18 protein-coding genes are annotated in these 21,471 nt (G+C 36.3%); 15 read left to right on the top strand and 3 right to left on the bottom strand.

Going from position 1 to position 21,471, the window contains the following annotated elements; translation table 11 throughout:
* Positions 1-76: 76 nt before the first annotated feature.
* Positions 77-2,731 carry a YfhO family protein gene (locus ACQV2X_RS01680; protein ID WP_428875811.1) on the bottom strand — a complete coding sequence of 885 codons (2,655 nt, stop codon included), beginning with the start codon at positions 2,729-2,731 and terminating at the stop codon, positions 77-79.
* A gap of 172 nt (positions 2,732-2,903) precedes the next feature.
* Here ACQV2X_RS01680 and ACQV2X_RS01685 point away from each other — a divergent pair, with 172 nt between their 5' ends.
* From ACQV2X_RS01685 to ACQV2X_RS01715, 7 genes are all read left to right on the top strand, one after another.
* Positions 2,904-5,027, top strand: a complete 2,124-nt coding sequence (locus ACQV2X_RS01685) for a peptidoglycan D,D-transpeptidase FtsI family protein (RefSeq protein WP_428874690.1) — start codon at positions 2,904-2,906, stop codon at positions 5,025-5,027.
* 81 nt (positions 5,028-5,108) lie between these two features.
* Complete coding sequence (locus ACQV2X_RS01690) at positions 5,109-5,585, top strand: terminase gpP N-terminus-related DNA-binding protein (RefSeq protein WP_428873789.1); 477 nt, start codon at positions 5,109-5,111, stop codon at positions 5,583-5,585.
* A 14-nt stretch (positions 5,586-5,599) separates the two neighbouring features.
* Entirely contained in the window at positions 5,600-6,214 is a 615-nt protein-coding gene (locus ACQV2X_RS01695) for an endolytic transglycosylase MltG (RefSeq protein WP_428873788.1), read from the top strand.
* Positions 6,215-6,303: 89 nt separating this feature from the next.
* The gene (gene rpmG, locus ACQV2X_RS01700; RefSeq protein ID WP_090290502.1) at positions 6,304-6,456 is read left to right on the top strand and encodes a 50S ribosomal protein L33; all 153 of its coding nucleotides are present in this window, start codon (positions 6,304-6,306) and stop codon (positions 6,454-6,456) included.
* Positions 6,457-6,578: 122 nt separating this feature from the next.
* Positions 6,579-7,262, top strand: coding sequence for a rhomboid family intramembrane serine protease (locus ACQV2X_RS01705; RefSeq protein ID WP_428873787.1), 684 nt, complete (start codon positions 6,579-6,581; stop codon positions 7,260-7,262).
* Positions 7,263-7,272: 10 nt separating this feature from the next.
* A complete protein-coding gene (locus ACQV2X_RS01710; RefSeq protein WP_428873786.1) occupies positions 7,273-8,241 on the top strand; it encodes an ROK family glucokinase in 969 nt (322 codons plus the stop codon).
* On the top strand, positions 8,241-8,639 hold the full coding sequence (locus ACQV2X_RS01715; RefSeq protein WP_428873785.1) for a rhodanese-like domain-containing protein: 399 nt from the start codon (positions 8,241-8,243) through the stop codon (positions 8,637-8,639). Before ACQV2X_RS01710 ends, ACQV2X_RS01715 begins: the two co-directional genes overlap by 1 nt.
* 32 nt (positions 8,640-8,671) lie before the next feature.
* Here ACQV2X_RS01715 and ACQV2X_RS01720 read toward each other — a convergent pair whose 3' ends face one another.
* On the bottom strand, positions 8,672-8,803 hold the full coding sequence (locus ACQV2X_RS01720; RefSeq protein ID WP_428873784.1) for a hypothetical protein: 132 nt from the start codon (positions 8,801-8,803) through the stop codon (positions 8,672-8,674).
* Positions 8,804-8,944: 141 nt separating this feature from the next.
* On the opposite strand from ACQV2X_RS01720, the gene gndA reads away from it, so the two are divergent.
* Genes gndA through ACQV2X_RS01735 form a run of 3 tightly spaced genes read left to right on the top strand, consistent with a single transcriptional unit; the run spans position 8,945 to position 12,649 of the window.
* Entirely contained in the window at positions 8,945-10,390 is a 1,446-nt protein-coding gene (gene gndA, locus ACQV2X_RS01725) for an NADP-dependent phosphogluconate dehydrogenase (protein WP_428873783.1), read from the top strand.
* Between the two features lie 59 nt (positions 10,391-10,449).
* The gene (locus tag ACQV2X_RS01730; RefSeq protein ID WP_428873782.1) at positions 10,450-11,151 is read left to right on the top strand and encodes a response regulator transcription factor; all 702 of its coding nucleotides are present in this window, start codon (positions 10,450-10,452) and stop codon (positions 11,149-11,151) included.
* On the top strand, positions 11,135-12,649 hold the full coding sequence (locus ACQV2X_RS01735; protein ID WP_428874693.1) for an ATP-binding protein: 1,515 nt from the start codon (positions 11,135-11,137) through the stop codon (positions 12,647-12,649). The genes ACQV2X_RS01730 and ACQV2X_RS01735 overlap by 17 nt, the downstream gene beginning before the upstream one ends.
* A 46-nt stretch (positions 12,650-12,695) precedes the next feature.
* Here ACQV2X_RS01735 and yidC read toward each other — a convergent pair whose 3' ends face one another.
* Positions 12,696-13,652, bottom strand: a complete 957-nt coding sequence (gene yidC / locus ACQV2X_RS01740) for a membrane protein insertase YidC (protein WP_428873780.1) — start codon at positions 13,650-13,652, stop codon at positions 12,696-12,698.
* A gap of 260 nt (positions 13,653-13,912) precedes the next feature.
* On the opposite strand from yidC, the gene ACQV2X_RS01745 reads away from it, so the two are divergent.
* The 5 genes from ACQV2X_RS01745 to ACQV2X_RS01765 all read left to right on the top strand — a co-directional run bounded on the left by ACQV2X_RS01745 (position 13,913) and on the right by ACQV2X_RS01765 (position 21,407).
* Entirely contained in the window at positions 13,913-16,675 is a 2,763-nt protein-coding gene (locus ACQV2X_RS01745; RefSeq protein ID WP_428893222.1) for a DNA translocase FtsK, read from the top strand.
* A gap of 140 nt (positions 16,676-16,815) precedes the next feature.
* Entirely contained in the window at positions 16,816-18,375 is a 1,560-nt protein-coding gene (locus ACQV2X_RS01750; RefSeq protein WP_428881727.1) for an ABC transporter ATP-binding protein, read from the top strand.
* A complete protein-coding gene (locus tag ACQV2X_RS01755) occupies positions 18,375-19,460 on the top strand; it encodes an ABC transporter permease (protein WP_428873777.1) in 1,086 nt (361 codons plus the stop codon). The genes ACQV2X_RS01750 and ACQV2X_RS01755 overlap by 1 nt, the downstream gene beginning before the upstream one ends.
* Positions 19,460-20,416 (top strand): ABC transporter permease, encoded by a 957-nt coding sequence (locus ACQV2X_RS01760; protein ID WP_428873775.1) that lies wholly within the window; start codon positions 19,460-19,462, stop codon positions 20,414-20,416. Before ACQV2X_RS01755 ends, ACQV2X_RS01760 begins: the two co-directional genes overlap by 1 nt.
* 58 nt (positions 20,417-20,474) lie before the next feature.
* Positions 20,475-21,407 carry a TIGR01212 family radical SAM protein gene (locus ACQV2X_RS01765; protein ID WP_428884925.1) on the top strand — a complete coding sequence of 311 codons (933 nt, stop codon included), beginning with the start codon at positions 20,475-20,477 and terminating at the stop codon, positions 21,405-21,407.
* The last annotated feature ends 64 nt before the right edge of the window (positions 21,408-21,471 follow it).

The following is a 21,471-nucleotide window of genomic DNA, read 5'->3' on the forward strand; positions in this document are numbered from 1 at the left end:
TATAATTTAATAGAGCTATCTTATCCAACTATTCAGCATTATGCAAGTTGGACGCCTATATTTATTATAACATGAATTATTTATTTTTATGGCGAAATTTGTTTTGATCTACTATTAATAAAGCAATAGCTAGAAAGCTAACCAAGCCACCATAATAGATAGAGTCGGGGAAATAAGTCATCTTAATTGTATGTTTACCTTTGGTCATTGGAATAGCCATTAAAGTATCATTTAAAACTGGAAGGGCTTCTACAGACTGATTGTCCACTTTAACATGCCAATAAGGATCATAAGGCAATGTCATCAGCAAATATCCTTCTTCTTGCTCAATATTAATTTGGCCTTCCAAAGTATTTTCTTCAAAAGAAGTAATTTTTAGAGACTTGTTTTTTCTTTTTGTGATTAACTGCTGATAGTTTTTAAGGTTGAATTCATAGAGATTTATAAGGTTGGCTTTAAAAGTGTTTTTCTTTAACTTAACTCTAAGTGAATGTTCTTTACCTGATTTTTTAAAAGCCGCATCCATAATTTGGCGGCTGTTAGTAGGCGAATAAAACTCATAAGGCTTACTATCTAGTATAAGTTCAACTCTGTTGTTAGAAAAATGATTAGGAAAAGTAAAATAAAAGGGATTGTTTGATTCAGTATCAAAGGATAGGGCAAAAGAAGCATCCCTTTTGGGATTTTCTTTTTTATAGGTATAGAAGTCCCCATCTCCTTTATTGGTCACATTCAGATTTAGATAATCAATTTTTTTGAATTTTTTTTGTTCAAAGAATTGTAGCTTTTCACCGTCAAAGTTCAGCAAGTCTAATAAGATTTCTTGATTTTCAATGGGCTTATATTTTTTAAACTTAGCTTTTATAACCACAGGAGATACTTCCATTCCTAGTCCCAAAACATTCGGATTTTTATAGTAGACATAGCGCTTTTCTTTTTTGAGTTTTTGATGCGCTCGAATATCAAAATCGCTGACTTCTCGATATAAAGCGTAACTTTCAACCGTGGCATACATATTTGTATTGGAGGTGATATCGATGAGGTAGCGAATATTCAAAAAATCATCGGTAAACAGGGTCCCACTGGTGTAATAAATGGAATTACTAGTGTGTGGAATTCCCAAATAACCATACAGTTGGCTAGTAGAAGCCTCTAAGGTTGATCCAAAATGATTGACGCTAGGATAATTAGCGAAAAAGGATTCATTTTTTGTTCGATTAAAGGTCTTATGGATGCGATAGAATTCATTTTCTTTAGGTTGAACAGGGGCAATCATCTCATCCAATAAGGCAATATAATCTTTAAATCGAGAAGGTTGCACATAATGATCATTAGATGACAAAATGAAGTAACCGTTTAGAGTCATATCTCCACATGTTAGAAGGAGTATTAGGAAAAGCAAACCCTTATTGGGCTTGCGATTAAGATAGAAAATAAAACTAATTAAGAGCATGAAGATGAGGCTATAAAAGATTTTTGCATCACTTAAAAAGCTATAATTATCATTCAAAAAATAAAATAAACAAAAGACTGTTAAAGAAAAAACTATGGTGAGTATTTGATAGAGTCTGATCTTATGAACGTATTTATAAGAGCGAATCGCTAAAATTAATAAAAAGAATGAAACTAAGAATGAAAAACGAGAAGGATACCAAATCGGAAATTGACCAAGGTGCCATGCCTTATCTAAATTAGTGAAAGTAAAGGAGGCAAAGTAAAAGACTAATAACATAAAGCTGATTAGTTTTTCTTTCATTCTTATCTTAGCTGAGAGAAAGTATAAGATAAGAAGAACTACCACAGTCATGCCCACATAAAAATTGGCTGAACCGTTGGATAACTGATTAAAATTAAAAGCACCGATAAAGTTTTTGGCCAGTAAATCCATCAAGGAGTGTTCACTTGAACAATCAAAAATAAAATCGAAGGATCCTTTCTTATGAGCATTTTTGCTGCTCAGAGTTGAAATAAAAGTAGGGAGTAAAAAGAGTCCTGACAATCCGGTTGAAAGCAGTGAATATTTTATAAAAGAAAAGTATTGCGAAAAAACTTTTTTGATTGAAAGGTGTTTCTCATCTTCGAAAATGACAAAAAGACTATAACCCATTAAAAAGATCGAAATCATATAAGCTATGTAATAATGACTGATCATTGCAATCGCTAAACTAAAAACATAAAGAAGCGGTTTGTTCTCTTTGAGTAGATAATCTAGACCTAGTGCAATTAGTGGTAACCAGAATAATCCATCTAACCACATGATATTCAGTTGATAGGCCATGGTATAAGACATGAAGGTATAGGCTTGACTAAAAGCTATATTCATGACTGGCTGGATGGTGTATTTTTTTTCAACAAAATAATAAAAACTGGCCGAAATGGCTAGCAGTTTTATGAGGGTTAAAAATAGAATGGCGAAATCTAAATTTTCAGTTTTAAAAAATAGTAAAATCAGATTAAAGGGACTCATTAAATAATACGCCCATAAGCCAATCATCTCACCACCAATTCCTTTTTCAAAAGAATAAAGGAAGAGTCTAGGATTTTCTGTGAGTGCTCGTTGATACAAACTGAAAAAATCGATGTATTGCTGGCTTAAATCAACGGTGAGCAGGGTACGTTCTTGTTGATCTCCTATGGGAATAAATTTCATCAAATAGGCTAACATACTTGCTATTAAGAAGCTAATAAATATATTCACTAAAATAAAATATTTTCTACTTTTAATTTTCACGAAAAAACTCCTTTTTCTTGAAACATTGCTTATCTATCTTAGCAAAAAATAGTGATAAAATCACAAAATAATAAATGTTAATTTATGACTTAACGGATAAAGTTTCAACTTGAGGTATAGTTTGCTATAATAACTTAGACTTTAGAAATAGATTACAGAAAGTATGATGAAGATGCCTAAAAAATTAAATAAAAATAAAAAAAAGAAGCGTTCACATATACCTAGGCGATTAAATCTTTTATTTTTTACAGCCTTTTTAGCTTTTACAGCCCTTTTTATTCGTCTGGGCTATTTGCAACTATATAAAGGAGAAAGTCTTACTAAAATGGTTCAACGAACCGAATCAACCATTTCAACGGGGGCTGTGCCTCGTGGAATGATCTATGATAGCCAAGGTGATGTGATTGTCGGTAATCAACCGGAACGAGCTATTCTCTTTACCAGAGATCGTGCCTCGAGGGTAGATAATGGAGATCTTATTAAAATTGCTACTCAGTTAGCCTCTTTAATTGAATTACCAACTCAAGGAGTTACCGAAAGAGATAAGAAAGATTATTTTATCGTAAATAATATCGACGAAATTCGTAAACGTTTAAATGATGAGGAACTGCTTTTATCAGGCAGTCAGGCTTATGAAGCTCAATTATCAAAAGTTGAAGACGAAGATTTAGAATTTTCGGAAGCCGAATTAAAAATTATTGCCATCTATAAACGTATGGCAGCTGCTTACGAGTTATCGACCGTTACGATAAAAAATAAAAATGTTACCCAAGAAGAAATAGCTAGGGTGAGTGAAAACTTAAGAAACTTACCCGGCATTCAAATTGGGACTGATTGGCAAAGAGTTTATCCTAAAAAGGATATGCTTCGTTCTATCCTAGGACAAGTTTCGACTGAAGAGCGCGGTATTCCAAGAGAAGACGCTAAGGAATTATTGCTTAAAGGTTATGCTATGAATGATCGAATCGGAATTTCTTATTTAGAAAAGCAATATGAATCGATTTTAAAAGGCTCTAAATCAGTTTTTAATATTGTGACAGATGCTAAAGATGATATTCTAAAAAATGATAAAGTCTACGAAGGTTCAAAAGGAAACAATCTGGTATTAACTATCAATACAGATTTTCAAGCTAAGTTAGATGAGATTGTTGAAAGCAGTTTAGTTAATATGGGAGCCGAACAGGGATTAAATGATCGAGTTTATGTGGTAGCCTTAAATCCAAAAAATGGTGAAGTATTAGGCATTTCCGGTAAGAGATATGCTTATGATAAAAAAAATGATACCTATAATCGTGAGCAAATTGTTGATGACGCTTTAGGAGCCATTAACACATCCTACGGTATGGGGTCTAGTGTCAAGCCTGCCATGATCTCAATGGGTTATAAAGAAGGCGTTATTTCTTTAACAGATAATGTAATTGTTGATGAACCATTAAAATTCCAAGCTTCTCAAGAGAAAACATCCCTATTCAATCGAACAGGGCAAATTCCTATTGATGATATGATTGCATTGCAACGTTCTTCAAACATTTACATGATTAAGTTAGCCATGCGTATCGGTGGGCAATACAATTATGAAGAAGAGGGACGATTGAATATTAATCCTCGGACCATCGATATTTTGAGAAGGAACTTTGCTGAATTTGGCTTGGGAACTAAGACTGGTATCGACCTCCCCAATGAATCAACGGGATATACACCTGCTAGTAATATGTTAGTTTCAGCACTTGATTTATCGTATGGTCAATTCGACTTATACACACCGTTACAGATGGCTCAATATGTCTCTACAATAGCTAATAACGGCAAACGTTATTCACCTAGATTGGTTAAAGAAGTTCGCGGAACTGATAAAAACGGTCAATTAGGTGGGATTGTTACCACTATTCCACCAAAGTTAATGAATGTCATTCAAAATGAGCCTGCCCAAATGCAAAGAATTCAAGAAGGAATGCGAATGGTTTCCCATACCCAAGAAGGAACTGCTTCATTTTATTTGCAGGATTATCCTTTTCAAGTAGGGTCGAAAACGGGAACGACAGAAGCCTTCTATGCAGGACCTATTCAATATGCAAAAAATGATCCTGTTATAAATGGTACTTACATTGGTTATGCACCCTTTGATGATCCTGAGATAGCTATTAGCGTGATTGTCCCTTACCTTAACCAGTCTTCATACGGTGGTGAAGCCACTCGAATAGCACGGGACGTGTATAATGCTTACTTTGAATTGAAATCAGCCACTAGAGAGACTATTATTGATTATAAGAATAAGAAAAATTTAACTTCGCCTTAATTAGGGTTAAATTTTCAGAAAGATTTATTTAAATCTTCACAAAGGTTTGCTAAACTGAGAAAAAATAGATGAGGTGAAATAATGGATATTTGGATTTTAGTACTGGCTCTATTGGTGCTGGCAATTATTGTCTTGGTGATGTCTTTGTTTACCAAAGACTCTACAGGTAATGCAAGCTTAAATAAAAAGCTTGAAGATCACGCAGAAAAAATCAGACAGTTACAACATTCGATTAATCAACTCAAGGTGGAAGATACTTCCATTGAAAGTGTTGAGGAAGAATTTATGCAGCCTTTAACAGCTCAAGATGTTTATTTTGCACCCAAAGAAGATGCTGAAGAATTTGAAGCAATTGAAGCAGTTGAAGAGCATGAAGCTCTTGAAGTTGCAGAAGAAGTGGTTCAACCGCGTGTCAATTATGATGTCAATGATCGCAATCGCGAAGACATCATTCGTTACTATTCACAAGGTTATACCTTAAAAGAAATTGAAGATGAGGTTGATGAAGAGCTCGTAACCATTCAATACGTGATCGATGAATATATTGAAAACCGCTAGTTAGGAGGTTTAATATGAAAAAAGAAAAATTAAGATCATTAGGGGTGGGGCTTCTAATTGCCAGTTTACTAACGGCTGTTTATGCTACCTTTGTTCAAGGGTATGTGCCAATCGAGGGAGTGACCTTACCTAGCTTACTTGATGGGCAAGAAACCAGGCAATTAAAAGACAAGGTTAAAGAAAGTGAAGCCAGTTTAGAAAAACTAACAGGCGATAATGAAAACTTAAAAAAACAATTAGAAAAAGTGACCACCGATAACGAATCCTTAACAGAAAAGGTTGCTAAACAAAGAGAATCAATTGATTATTTAGAGTCACTGAGAGATGAGAGTGATAATACTGAAGAACAAGATGAATCCATAGATTCTAATGATGAAACTGCAAGTGAAGATAATAACCAAGCTTCTGCTGAAGGAGCCTTTGTAATTCGTCAAGGAGAGAATGCTAGTCAGATTTCTCAGCGATTAGAAACAGAAGGATATATTACCTCCGCTCAAGAGTTTCAAAACCTTATCGAACAATGGCAATTATCTTCATTAATTCAAACAGGCGAATATCAATTGAACTCTGATATGACCATTCATGAAATTGCTAGCCAGTTAACTCATGGAGCTTATTATTATCAATAAAAAACCATAGCTAAATTTTAGAAACAATGGTATAATCTTATAGTGCTGTTCTTGGAAGAGTAAATATTTTTTAGTTTGGAGGGAAAATCATGCGCGTAAACATCAATTTAGAATGTACTGAATGCGGTGAACGTAATTACTTAACTAATAAAAACAAACGTAACAATCCTGATCGTCTGGAAGTTAAAAAGTACTGCCCAAGAGATCGTAAGGTAACATTACACCGTGAAGTTAAAAAATAATTTTTATGAAAGTCTGGGCCATTAATGACCTAGACTTTTTATTTTTAACTGAATTAGGCTCAATAGGAAAAAATAGCTACTTAGTGTATAATGGACTTCAAATTATTAAAGGAGTTTCAAATATGAAAAAGAGACGTATTTTAGCCTTACCCTTCGTTACTTATTCCTTAGTAGCGATCAACTTAATGGTCTTCATTTATATGTTAATAAGATTTCAAACAACAACATCCTTAGAGGCTTTAATAAAAACGGGAGCGAAGTCCAATGAATTAATTCTTTATGGTGGAGAATGGTGGCGATTAATTACACCAAGCTTTATACATATTGGTTTTGAACACTTGCTTTTTAATAACCTTTCTCTTTATTTTATAGGGCAAGACTTAGAAAAAATTCTTGGACACGGACGCTTTTTAATAATTTATTTACTTGCTAGTTTTGGGGGCAATGTATTTTCTTTTGCCTTTAATGACAATGTTTCAGCAGGTGCTTCGACAGGTATTTTCGGCTTGTTTCTAGCTTATATTGTCTTAGCGAAAATGTATCCCAATATGATTGTTTTAAGGCAAAGAGCCATTAATTTTTCACTGTTAATTATTTTGAATGTCATTACTGGTTTTTCTTCTCAAGGGATTGATCAGTGGGGACATTTTGGTGGAGCGGTATACGGTGGTATGACGACCTTAGTCTTAGGTCTAGGTCACCGATTGCATGCCAGTGTTGATAAGAAGATAAGATCAGGGGTTTTTTGGGGAATATTTATTTTGACTGCTTTCTTAATTATGGGTAAAATTTTTAACTATCGCTAGGAGGCTGTATATGAAAAAGATTATCGGCATTGATTTGGGTGGAACGAGTGTTAAAATGGCCATTATTTCACAAAAAGGTCAAATTATTGAAAAATGGTCAATACCAACCATGACTCAAAATAAAGGTCAAAAAATTGTTCCTTCGATTATCGAATCTATTCAAAACAAATTAGAAGAAAGACAAGAAGTAGCAGAAGATTACCTAGGCATTGGAATGGGTAGTCCGGGCACTATTTTAGAAGATGGTTCAGTTAAGGGAGCCTATAATTTAAATTGGGTACACCCTCATCCCGTTAAAAGCCAATTTGAAAGAGCAATCAACCTTCCCTTTATGAACATTAATGATGCTAATTCAGCTGCTCTTGGTGAACTCTGGCAAGGAGCAGGCAAGGGTTGCAGTGATTTAGCAATGTTAACTTTAGGAACAGGAGTTGGAGGAGGAATTATCTGCCAAAATCGTTTGATTAAAGGAGCTTCGGGTTCAGCGGGAGAAATTGGCCATATAACAGTGGACTTTACCGATCGTTTTCCTTGTTCATGTGGTAAAAAGGGATGCTTAGAAGCGATTGCTTCAGCCAAAGGTCTCAATAACTTGGGTCAACTTCTTGCTAAAGATTATCAAGGCCAATCTTCTTTGTACCAAATGTTCCAAGCTAGCCAAGTGGTTGAAGCTGAGGATTTAATGGTAGCAGTAAAAGCTAATGATGACTTTGCTCTGGAAATTTTTGAAAACTTTTCAAAATACATAGGCTTAGCTTGTTCATACTTAGCAAACATTCTCAATCCGCAACAGATTGTTATCGGAGGGGGTATCTCCAAGGCTGGAGACTCCCTTAAGGAATCCATTGAAAAACAATATCAAAAATTTGTTTTTCAACCTATCAAAGATCAAACACAAATAAGCTTAGCTGAATTAGGCAATGACGCCGGAATTTTAGGAGCAGCTTATTTAATTTTAGTAAAAGAAAGTAGGAAATAATGATGAGTATATTTGAACTGTTTTTGTGGATAATTGTAACTGTTCTTTTAGTTTATGGTATTTTCTGGGTAAGCCTTTGGATAATGCGCAAACGATCAGCCCAATTGGTCGCTAGTGGAGAATTAAATGAAATTATTCGCAAAGTCCAAGTGGTGGATGTTCGTGAAGCAGGAGAATTTGATGCACGTCATATTTTAGGAGCTAGAAGTATTCCAATGTCGCAATTTAAAATGCGTTTTAGTGAAATTCGAAAAGATATTCCTGTTTATTTAGTGGATGATAATTATTTTTTAAGTTCAAGAGCTGCTAATATATTAAGAAAGAATGGATATGACCAAGTCTTTATTCTAAAGGGTGGAATGGAAAAATGGTTTGGGAAAACCAAATCGAATCAATAAAAAATGAAGTGGCAGAATCCACTTCATTCCTATTATCCTTTATAATGAAAAAAAGAAATTACGAGACTAAAAATGACACCAGCTAACATGGTAATCACCATAATAATCGAAAAGATTTTTATACGTCGATCGTATTTACTTTTCTTTTTTTTGTTGGCTTTCATTGGCTGGAACCTCCTATCCATTGATAAAAATAGTGTAACGCAAACGCCTATAAAATGCAATTTGTCTTTATTAAGTTAACTTTAATTCAAGTTAAAAGTTTGTTAGAATGAGATAATCATGAAAGTGAAGGAGATAATTAGATGACATTAGCTCAAATTGGTGTAGTTGGAATGGCTGTAATGGGAAAGAATTTAGCGTTAAATATTGAAAGTAGAGGTTATCGTGTAGCAATTTATAATCGCTCACAGTCTAAAACAGAAGCAGCCATAAACGAAAATAAAGATAAAAATTTAGTAGCTAGCTATGACTTGGAATCCTTTGTTCAATCAATTGAAAAGCCTCGTCGTATCTTGTTAATGGTAAAAGCAGGTCAAGCGACTGATTCTACAATCCAATCACTTTTACCTCTTTTAGACCAAGGAGATATTTTAATCGATGGAGGGAATACCTTCTTTAAAGATACTATGAGAAGAGCAGAAACTTTAGCTGACTCTGGCATACATTTTATTGGGATGGGAGTTTCTGGTGGGGAAGAAGGTGCCTTACATGGTCCTGCCTTAATGCCTGGTGGACCAAAAGAAGCCTATGAATTAGTTGAGCCTATCTTAAAAGAAATTGCGGCAAAAGCACCAGCTGATCAAGAACCTTGTGTGGCTTATATGGGAGCAAATGGTGCCGGTCATTATGTTAAAATGGTTCATAATGGTATTGAGTATGGTGATATGCAATTAATTGCCGAATCCTATGCAATCATGGATAAATTATTAGGAATGTCTGCAGATGAGATTGCTCAAGTCTTTGAGGAATGGAACCAAGGAGAATTAAATTCCTATCTAATCGAGATCACCGCCAAGATTCTTAAGGAAAAAGACCCTGAAAGCAAGCGACCAATGGTTGAAATGATTATTGATAAAGCTGGTAATAAAGGGACTGGAAAATGGACCTCGCAATCAGCTTTAGACTTAGGCGTTCCCTTACCTACAATTACAGAATCGGTTTATGCGCGCTTTATCTCTGCTTTAAAAGAAGAACGTGTTAAGGCTTCTCAAATTATTCAAGGACCTTCGCATGATACTTCTAGCTTCCAAAAGGATCGTAAACAGTGGATAGAGAAAATTCGTCAGGCACTTTATTTTTCAAAAATTATGTCCTATGCTCAAGGGTTTGCAGAATATCGCAGCGCTTCCGAAGAATATCAATGGGATTTAAATTATAGCCAAATTGCCCGTGTCTTCCGTGCAGGGTGTATTATTCGTGCGCGCTTTTTGCAAGATATTTCTGATGCTTTTGATCGTAATAGAGAATTAGATAACCTTTTATTAGATAATTTCTTCACTCAAATCACTAATCAGTATCAATCAAGTGTTCGCGAAATTGTTTCTTTATCAGTTCAAGCGGGTGTTGCTGTTCCTGGATTTTCAAGCGCAATTGCTTATTATGACTCGTATCGTAGTGAAGTACTTCCAGCTAATTTAATTCAAGCACAGCGTGATTATTTCGGAGCGCATACTTATGAACGTGTGGATAAAGTTGGCAGCTACCATTTCATTTGGGATGAATCGCGTGAAGAAAGAGTAAACCAATAGTCTAAGACCTTAATAAACGTTAATTGGTTAGTAAGTTAAGTCTATAGGAGGAAGTTCGCATGGTAAAAAATGTAAATCAACGTGTCTTAATTGTTGAAGATGAGAAGAACTTAGCTCGCTTTGTTGAGCTTGAGCTTCAACATGAAGGCTATGAAACAGCTATCTGTTATGATGGGCGCAGTGGTTTGGAAAAGGCCTTAGAAGAAAAGTGGGATGTTATTTTACTTGACCTAATGTTACCTGAATTAAATGGGTTGGAAGTTGTACGCCGTATTCGTCCAGTTAAAGATGTACCTATTATTATTATGACGGCTAGAGATTCTGTCATTGATCGTGTTTCAGGTCTTGACCAAGGAGCAGACGACTACATCGTTAAACCATTTGCCATTGAAGAATTATTAGCCAGACTCAGAGCACTTTTCCGTCGAATCGAGACTGAAGATGAATCAAGAACTCAAAATCAACCTTATCTAAAATTTAGGGACTTAGTGGTTGAAAAATCAAGCCGTATGGTGAAAAGACAAGGTGAGTTAATTGATTTAACTAAAAGAGAATACGAATTATTAGTCTTTTTAATGGAAAATATCAATATGGTTATGCCACGAGATGTCTTATTAGAACAAGTATGGGGCTATAAATCCGAGGTTGAAACTAATGTGGTGGATGTTTATATCCGTTATTTGAGAAATAAAATCGATATTCCAGGAGAAGAATCTTATATTCAAACGGTTCGTGGTACAGGCTATGTCATCAGAAACTAAATCATCTTCTGTCTTTACTTTTAAGAAAGACCAACCCCTTTCGCTTAAATGGAAATGGGGTATTTTCTTATCCTTAGCAATGATTATGCTGTCATTTATTTCACTTTTAATCTATCGCCAGTTAACGATTCAAATGTACGATGAACAATCAAAGGAAAGTCATCAGATGCAATTTGAATTTTTAATTAAGGGGCTATCCGACCAAGATCAGCCTTTCCAAGCTCAACAATTCCTTGACCAAAAAGAACAAGATAGTGAGACAAAAGTTAAGTTTTTAATAGATCACTATTCTAACGACCAAACTATCATTCGCCTATATAGTCCCGAACAAAAGTTATTAAATGAAAGTCAGCATTTTCAATATCCTATTGGATCATCTAGTAAAGAGCTTGAAAGGCAAAATATAAAAGGAAAGAATTATCTAATCGGCTCTAGTCGGATTTCGAGTCGTATTAATCAAGAATTATTAGGCATTGTTCAATATATTGTTCTACCTGAGGCAAAAGTAGCGTATGTTCAAAAGTTAAATTATTTTTTGATTCGTTGTTTTCTAATAACGACTTTGATTTCAATATTATGTGGCTTTTTAATCGCTCATTATTTTTTAAGGCCCTTAACTTATGTTATTAACACTTTAGATTTATTAGAAGGAGATACTCTCTCTCAGGTTCGTGTTGTTCGACCGCGAACCAATGATGAGTGGAGCGATTTAAGTTTACATGTTAATAAACTGCTCGATAAGATTGAGCTTTATGTAAAGGGTCAAAAACAGTTTGTGGAAGATGTTTCGCACGAATTAAGAACGCCGGTAGCGATTGTTGAAGGACATTTAAAGATGTTAAATCGCTGGGGTAAAGAAGATCAGCAGGTTTTAGATGAATCTATTTCTGCTTCGCTGCAAGAAATTACACGAATGAAGGAATTAGTCCAAGAAATGTTAGACCTTTCAAGAGCAGACCATGTAGACGTGGATTACAAAGACGAAGTAACCGAAATCACCACCGCAGCTTCTCTAGTCCACCATAATTTTGAAATTTTATATCCAAACTTTCATTTTTATTTAGATAATGAGAAAAGTAAAAAAGTTTATGTCAATATTTATCATCATCACTTTGAACAGATCTTAGTAATATTACTTGATAACGCTGTGAAATATTCGACAGATCGTCCGGAGATACATATTTCAGTCAGTCAAACCATGAATAAGGTTGAAATTGCTGTCCAAGATTTTGGAGAAGGAATGACAGCAGAAGATAAAGAGCGTGTTTTTTCAAGGTTTTACCGAGTGGATAAAGCACGAGCGCGTGCCAAAGGTGGTAATGGCTTAGGGTTAAGTATCGCTAAACAATTAGTAGAAGGCTACCACGGAAAAATTCGGGTGGAGTCTGTCTATCAAAGAGGATCGATCTTCTATGTTGAGTTTCCGATTTTAACGGACCAACACTTAATTTATAAAAGTGAAAGGATTGCCAAAGAACTTGCTAAAGAAGAAAAATAAAACGAGCCTCAGCACAATAATGTGGTGAGGCTCATTTTATGTAGATTTATTTATTCTTTCTTTGCTTTCCAGCATTTCTAGCTTTTGGATTTTTAACCGGCACAATACGGTCAGCATTTACTTTTTCTAATTGTTTTTTCGTTTGTCTCGCTTTTTTCTGTCGCTTTACTCGCGGCATATTTTGATACTTTTTGACTTTTTCATCAATATCTTTTTGAATTTTTGGTCGTGCAACCTGATTCATATAGAATTGTTGAGCTAAAGTGAAAAGAGAACCAGTGAAGAAATATAGTCCGATTCCCGCGTTAGAAATATAAGTGAAATAACCTAACATAATTGGGTTCATATACATCATTGATTGTTGCATTTGATTGGCTTGAGGATTATCGGAAACGGGTGTAGCTGTTCCTTTTTGCATTAACCAACTAGATAAGAAGGTAGTTGCTGCAACTAAACCAACTAATAGTAAACTCTTTCCACCCAAGTGAATACCTAAGAAAGAGGACTCTGCAATTTTATCGGATGTACGAACCGCTGTATAAACAGCTGAAATAATTGGCATTTGAATTAATAATGGTAAACAGCCAGAAACGTTCGATAACATGTTAATGTCATATTTTCCGTAAACTTGCATTAACTCTTGTTGCAGAGCAGCTTTTTCTTGTGGATTATCTGTTCCTTTCATTTCTTCTTGAATTTCTGCAATTTCAGGTTGGGCATATTTCATTTTAGCTGAGCTTTCCATTGATGATTTAGTCATCTTATAAGTCGATGGAAGCATAAACAAACGAGTGATTAGGGTAACTATCATGATTGCAATCCCATAAGAACCGCCAAAAATATCTGCTAAAAAGTCTAAGAAGTTAGCAGTTGGTACTCCTAAATATTCATAGATAGGTCCAGTTGGGTTACCCGATGCATCATAGCGAATACAGCCTGTTGCTATCAATGAAACCATCGAGATAAGAAAAATTAACTTCCAATATTTTTTTATAAATTTCATTTTTCACGCTCCATCTAATTGATATAATTAACGATATATTATTTTGTGTTATTTTACAACAAATACAATGACTTGATACATTCTAAGCTAAAATTTGTGGTTTATCAAGTTAGTAATCATATAAAAGAGTATTTCTAGAAGTTGAATTTTAATTGGTATAAGCCTTTAATAAACTTAGAAATACGATAATTTGTTCGATATCATTTATCATAAATGATATAATAACCCATGCACGAGAGTTCTGAAAGGATGTGATGTGAATGGCTCAAAAGAAAAAACAATCCAAGCGTCAGAGTCAATCACCCAATCAAATGAAGTACCAATCAATCTACTTATTTTTAGGTATATTAATTACTTTCTTAAGTTTAGTCGCTATTTTCAATTGGGGCATTATGGGTTTAATGCTAACTAATGGTTTTCGTTTAATGGTAGGTGAAAGTTACGGACTTCTCTTATATACCAGTTTATTCTTAGGCTCCATGATGATGCTAAAAGGAAGAGTAATTAATGTACCTTTGAGACCACTCTTAGGTGGTTTTTTAATTATAATCGCATTAGCAGGGTCTTTACACTTTATTGAGTATTACGATTACTTACAAAATAATACTCAGCAGTCGGCGTTTGAGCATGCATTTCGAATCTACCGTAAGGAATTATTATCTCAACAAAGTATTTCTAACTTAGGGGGTGGATTGGTCGGAGCAGGTCTTTATGTCAGTATCGGATATTTATTTGGTAAATGGGGATCTTATCTCTTCTTCTTTGTTAGTTTCTTTATCGGCTTAATTTTTCTTTTAGATCGCCCTTTAATTACCGGTTGGCAAGCCATTCAGCAATTATTTAGCCAAATGACTAATCTTTTTAAAGAACTTTTTCCTGATTTTTCAGAACTTAAAGAGGTTTACCAAGATAAAGGTGATGATCTTAACGATGAACGAAACATCATCGCTGCTAGTCCATTGGAAGAAAATCCTGATGAGGTTATGAATATTGAAGGCAACGAACTTAATGAATCAAAGCAAGAAAAGCAAAATGTATTTACAACACTATTTAGTCGTTTCTATTCCTTCTTTATGAAAACAGAAGAAACACAAAGTCTTCCTCCAAAGGATGTTTCATTTAACAATCGAACAGCTTATATGCCAACCTTCGAAAGAGAAGACCAACCCGCTTTTAACCCCACCACAGAATATGAATTTAAGCCTTATCGTCAAGAAGATTATCAGCAAAAATCTTTAAACTCCAAACGTTTATCCCAAGAAGAAGGACGTGTCTTGGATTTAGACTTCTTTGATCAGATGCACGATCAAGAAATAGCGCATTCTCAAGCTGATAGTCAATCGATTGATTCAATGACAAAAGAGCAGCTGAATCCTTTACCAACGAAGGAAGTAGAAAGCCTAGAAGAAATTGAAACAGCCATAGCACAAGACGAAATGGCTGATGAGGCACTTTCTAAACAAACGCCTAATAAAGCAGATGTCTTAGCTACTGCTAGTCATTGGCAAGACGCTAGTAATCAAAGGCAAGCTCTAACTGACGATGACTTAGATCAGGTTTTAAGTAAGGAAGAACTACAAAAGCAAACCAAAACCAAACAAAAGAAATCTAAAACCTATCAGTTCCCTGGGAAAAAGCTACTAAAAAAATTACCAGTAGTCGACCAGTCGGAAGAATATCAACGTATTAATGACAATATAAAAAAATTAGAATTGACTTTTGAAAGTTTTGGGGTCGATGCCAAGATAGTGAAGGCCAATTTGGGTCCTTCAGTCACTAAATATGAAATTGAACCTGCTGTGGGAGTTAAGGTAAGTAAGATTGTGTCCTTATCTGATGACATTGCTTTGGCACTAGCAGCACGTGATATTCGAATGGAAGCCCCTATACCCGGCAAATCGCTAATAGGAATTGAAGTTCCAAATACCCAAGTCAGCCCAGTCGCCTTTAGTGAAATTGTCGATGCGGGCTTGGAATCTGATAAACTCTTAGAAGTGCCTTTAGGACGAGATATTTCAGGTTCAGTTTGTCTGGCTGACTTAACCAAGATGCCCCATTTATTAATTGCTGGAGCAACAGGTTCAGGTAAGTCGGTTGGTGTGAATGTAATTATTTGTTCTATTTTAATGAAGGCAAAACCTGAAGACATTAAATTTTTAATGATTGACCCGAAAAAGGTCGAATTAACCCTCTACAACGACTTACCCCACCAGTTATCACCGGTGGTTACCAATCCACGCAAGGCAGCTAGAGCTTTAAATAATGTGGTAGAAGAAATGGAAAGACGCTATGAACTATTTGCTACAAGCGGGGTGAGAAATATTGATGGCTATAACGAACAAGTGGAGAGTTGGAACAAAGAAGAAGGAACTGGCTACGAGAAATTACCGAAGATAGTCGTTATCATTGATGAGTTAGCAGACCTCATGATGGTGGCCTCTAATGATGTTGAAAATGCCATTATCCGTTTAGCTCAAATGGCGAGGGCAGCCGGTATCCATATGATTATAGCGACGCAAAGACCTTCGGTTGATGTTATTACTGGAATTATTAAGGCCAATATTCCTTCTCGTTTAGCCTTTGCTGTTTCTTCTGGAACAGATTCACGCACAATTCTAGATTCGGTCGGTGCTGAGAAATTACTGGGTCGTGGTGACATGCTCTTCCAACCCATGGGCAAGAATAAACCGATCCGAGTTCAAGGAGCTTATATATCTGATGAAGAGGTAGAGCGCATTACTGACTTCATCAAGCAACAAAGACAAGCCAATTATGATGAAAATATTGTCGTCAGTGAAGAGAGTGTCTTAAACTCAGAAGCCTCTGATGATGAATATTATCTTGAAGCAGTGGAGTTGATTAAGGAACAGGATACTATCTCTATTTCACAACTCCAACGCAAATTTAGAATTGGTTATAATCGTGCAGCCCGTATGATTGATGACCTAGAAGCACAAGGTTTAGTTTCCGCACAAGATGGGAGTAAGCCAAGGCAAGTCTTAATTGAATCAAATGAAGATTAATTTTTAGACCAAGGATGATTAAAATAGTTTTAAAAAAACATGGTCTATTAAAATAAATTTGTTACTGAAATTTATGCTATTATCCGATATAATATGAGGGACTATGAACATTAGCAATGGAGAAAGGAGTTTCGATTAACATGGATCATGCTGTTATCGAAATGCGAGATATTTCCAAGAAGTTTGGCGATTTTTTTGCAAATAAAAAGATTAATTTAGAACTTAAAAAAGGAGAAATTCATGCCTTACTTGGTGAGAACGGGGCAGGCAAATCAACTTTAATGAATATCTTATCCGGTTTACTAGAACCTAGCTCCGGTCAGATTTATATGAACGGTAAGGCTGTGACAATCGGATCTCCAAAAAGAGCAGTCGAGTTAGGAATCGGCATGGTGCACCAGCATTTTATGTTGATTCAAGCCTTCACCGTAGTTGAAAACATTATTCTAGGTGAAGAACCGACCAAGGGACTGGTGGTGGATAAGGCTCAAGCACGCGAAAAAATTGTTGAGCTTTCTAAAAAATATGGTTTGTCAGTAGACCCTGATGCTAAGATTGAAGATATTTCAGTGGGTATGCAACAACGAGTGGAAATTCTAAAGACCCTTTACCGTGGTGCAGATATTTTAATTTTTGATGAGCCGACGGCTTCTTTAACGCCGCAAGAAATAGACGAGCTAATGGAAACAATGCATAAATTGTCTAATGAAGGCAAGTCTATAATTATTATTACGCACAAGTTAAAAGAGATTAAGCAAGTGGCTGACCGTTGTACTGTTATTCGCCGAGGAGAGTCAATTCAAACCGTTGATGTGGCTGAAACTTCAACGGTGGATTTAGCGAATATGATGGTAGGAAGAAACGTTAACTTTAAAACCGAAAAGAAATTAGCACACCCGACCGATGTAGCTTTGTCAGTTCAAAATATCCATATTGAAGATCATCGAGGCATCGTAGCTGTAGACAAGCTCTCATTTGAAGTGAAACACGGTGAAATTGTTGGGATTGCAGGGATAGATGGTAATGGGCAATCTGAATTAGTTCTGTCCATCACTGGTTTAATCCCACCTAACTCAGGTGAGATTTACTTAAATGGTGAGAATATTACCCACTATACAACCCGTCAAATTGCGCAAAAAGGTCTGGCTCATATTCCTGAAGACCGTCACAAATACGGTTTAATTCTCGATCGAAAATTAGAAGACAATATTGTATTGAAAGATTATTATCATTCGCCCTTTTCAAAGTCTAATTTCTTGAACTTTAAAGAAATAGAAAAGCGGGCAAAAGAACTAATTAAAAAATATGATGTCCGAACGGTCTCCGAAAAGGTCAATGCCCGTTCGCTTTCAGGAGGAAATCAACAAAAAGCGATTATTGCGCGTGAATTGGAGATGCATCCCGATATTTTAATTGCAGCGAATCCTACACGTGGGTTGGATGTAGGGGCTATTGAATTTGTTCACCAAGCATTAATCAATGAACGGGATAAAAACAAGGCAGTTCTGCTAATGAGTTTTGAGTTGGATGAAATAATGAACTTATCTGACCGTATATTAGTTATGTTTGATGGTAAGATTGTAGCCGATATCCCGGCTGCTGAAACTAATGAAGAAGAATTAGGTTTATTAATGGCCGGGACGCCTTTTGAAGAAGTAATGGCTAATCGTAATAAGAAAGAAGGGAGTGAAGGTAACTAATGTCAAGATTAACTAAAATATTTACTTCCGTAGCCTCGGTCATTATTGGTTTGGTTTTTGGAGCCCTTTTAATGTTGGCCTTTGGATATGATCCAGTGACAGGTTACAAATTTTTAATTACAGGAGCTTTTGGTAATCCGTTTTCCATCGGTCAAACCTTCCGAGCAGCAGCTCCTTTAATTTTTACTGGACTGGGTTTTGCGGTGGCTTATACGGCTGGATCGTTTAATATTGGTCTTTCGGGTCAAGCCCTATGGGGTTGGTTTGTATCCGTAGGGGTGGCCTTGATGATGCCCGAATCACCTGCTTGGCTAGTCATTCCTTTGGCTATTATCGCCGGAGCATTAGCCGGAGCCTTGTGGGCAGCTATCGCCGGCGTTTTAAAAGCCTATTTTGGCACCAGCGAAGTCATCGTAACCATCATGTTAAATTATATCTCTATTTATTTTGTCGATTATTTAATTCGCTATGTCTTAACCGATCGAGCAGATAGAACGCCTTCAATTGGTCAAAATGCCAGCCTAAGAATGGAATGGCTCAGTCAATTAACTAAAAACTCCACCCTACATGGTGGGATTTTCCTAGCAGTGATTGCTGCGGTAATCATTGGCATCTTAATGTCACGCACGACGACTGGTTTTGAATTAACCTCAGTGGGTCTCAACCGTTATGCTTCTAAATATGCCGGAATGTCTGACAAGAAAAACATTGTGCTTGCCATGCTCATCTCTGGTGCCTTAGCTGGTTTAGGGGGCGTAATGAATGGCTTGGGTGAATTTGGATTCATTAACCTTCAAAATGGTGTGGCACCGGCTATTGGTTTTAACGGAATGGCTGTCGCTTTACTAGGAATTAATAATCCAATCGGTATTATCTTCTCAGCTATTCTCTTTGGTGCTTTAGAAACAGGGGCATCGACCATGGCGCTATTTGCTAAAATTCCTTCCGAAATCGTAGATATTGTCATGGGGATAATTATTTTCTTTATTGGAGCGAACTTTATTATTACTTATTTTAAAGATAAATTATTCCCACAAAAACAAAGTATAGCCACTAAAGCTAATTCAGAAGGAGGCGAAGTCTAATGTCAGTTAATCTGCTAACACTTATCGTTTCTTCAACCCTTGTTTATTCAGCTCCTCTAATTTTTACAGCCATTGGTGGTGTTTTTTCAGAACGTTCTGGGGTTGTTAACGTGGGGCTAGAAGGAATCATGGTTATTGGTGCCTTAGCTTCAGTTGTTTTTAACTTAAATTTTGCGGATCAATTTGGCGATCTGACCCCTTGGTTGGCCTTGATAGCAGGAGGTCTGGCAGGTATCCTCCTTTCAGCTATCCATGCATTGGCCACTGTCCATTTAAGATCTGACCATATCATTTCAGGAACCGTTATCAACTTGATCGCGCCAGCTTTGGGTGTCTTTCTAGTTAGAGTATTATTTGATGGTAAAGGTGAAACACCTTCCATTAGAGAGTCCTTTGGTTATGCGACTTTCCCCATTTTATCGGATATTCCTTTTATTGGACCGATTTTCTTTAAAGCTACTTCAGCCCCCGCTTATGCTGGTATTTTACTAGCGGGTATCGCTTGGTTCGTTTTATTCAAAACACCTTTTGGCTTAAGGTTACGCTCAGTCGGCGAACACCCTCAAGCAGCGGACACACTAGGTGTCAATGTTTATGGCATGAAGTATGCCGGTGTTTTACTTTCAGGCTTTTTTGGTGGTTTAGGTGGGGGTGTTCTAGCGAATACCATTACCTTGAACTTCTCACTTTCGACGGTTGCCGGGCAAGGGTTTATGGCGATGGCGGCCATGATTTTCGGTAAATATAATCCGCTTGGCGCAATGGGAGCGGCTATTTTCTTCGGCTTTGCCCAATCCCTAGCAGTTTTAGGGTCACGTATTCCTTATATTGAGAGTATTCCATCTGTTTACTTACAGATTGCACCTTACTTAGTGACAATTATTGTCCTGGTCGGAGTGGTTGGTCAGTCCAGAGGGCCTGCAGCTAACGGAATTACTTATGTCAAATCGAAATAAAATACTTAGACTGATCATGAATTCATCATGACAGTCTTTTTTAAATGAAAAGTTAGGAATGAAAAAGATGAATGGAAATAATAAACGTTATCAAACGTGGAATAAGCATTTAAAGGATCATTTTGGCGAAAAGGTCTTTAAAGTCTCACTGGACGGTGGCTTTACTTGTCCTAATCGTGATGGTACAGTTGCCTTTGGCGGTTGTACTTTTTGTTCGGAATCTGGTTCGGGCGACTTTGCTCAAAGTCGGTTGGATCCGCTACCTATTCAATTAGGAAAAGGGATCCAGCAAATGCACAAAAAATGGCCTAAAGTTCAAAAATACATCGCTTATTTTCAAAACTTTACCAATACGCATGCTCCCCTACATGTTTTAAAAGCGCGGTTTGAACAAGTCATTCATGAAGAGGGTGTGGTAGGCATAATGATAGCGACGCGTCCAGATTGCTTGCCTGATGATGTGGTTGAATACTTGGCAGAATTGAATCAAAAGTATTATATGTGGGTAGAATTAGGACTGCAAACTGTTCATGACCAGACCAGCGTCCATATAAATAGGGGACACGATTACCAATGCTACTTAGATGGTGTTGCCAAGTTGAGAAAACATCATATTCCTGTGTGTACCCATTTAATTAATGGTTTGCCTGGTGAAGACTACGCCATGATGATGGAGAGTTTGAAACGAGTAGTAAAAGAATCAGATATTCAAGGCTTAAAGCTTCATCTCTTGTATTTGATGGAAGGCACTAAAATGGTCCAAGATTATCAGACGGGGCGGTTAAGATTTATGACACAGGAGGAATATGTGCAATTAATCTGTGACCAATTGGAGTATGTCCCTCAGGATATTATTATTCACCGATTAACCGGCGATGCACCGCGTGAGCGATTGATTGGACCTCAATGGTCACTGAAGAAGTGGGAGGTCTTAAACGCTATTGATCATGAGCTTGAAAGAAGAGGATCCTATCAGGGGATGCGAAGTTAATCCATTAAAATAAGGCACCATGGGGTTAGATAGTGAACTTTATGGTACTTTATTTTTAAAAGAT

The organism is Facklamia sp. P12945, assembly GCF_050409485.1.
Classification (GTDB): domain Bacteria; phylum Bacillota; class Bacilli; order Lactobacillales; family Aerococcaceae; genus Facklamia.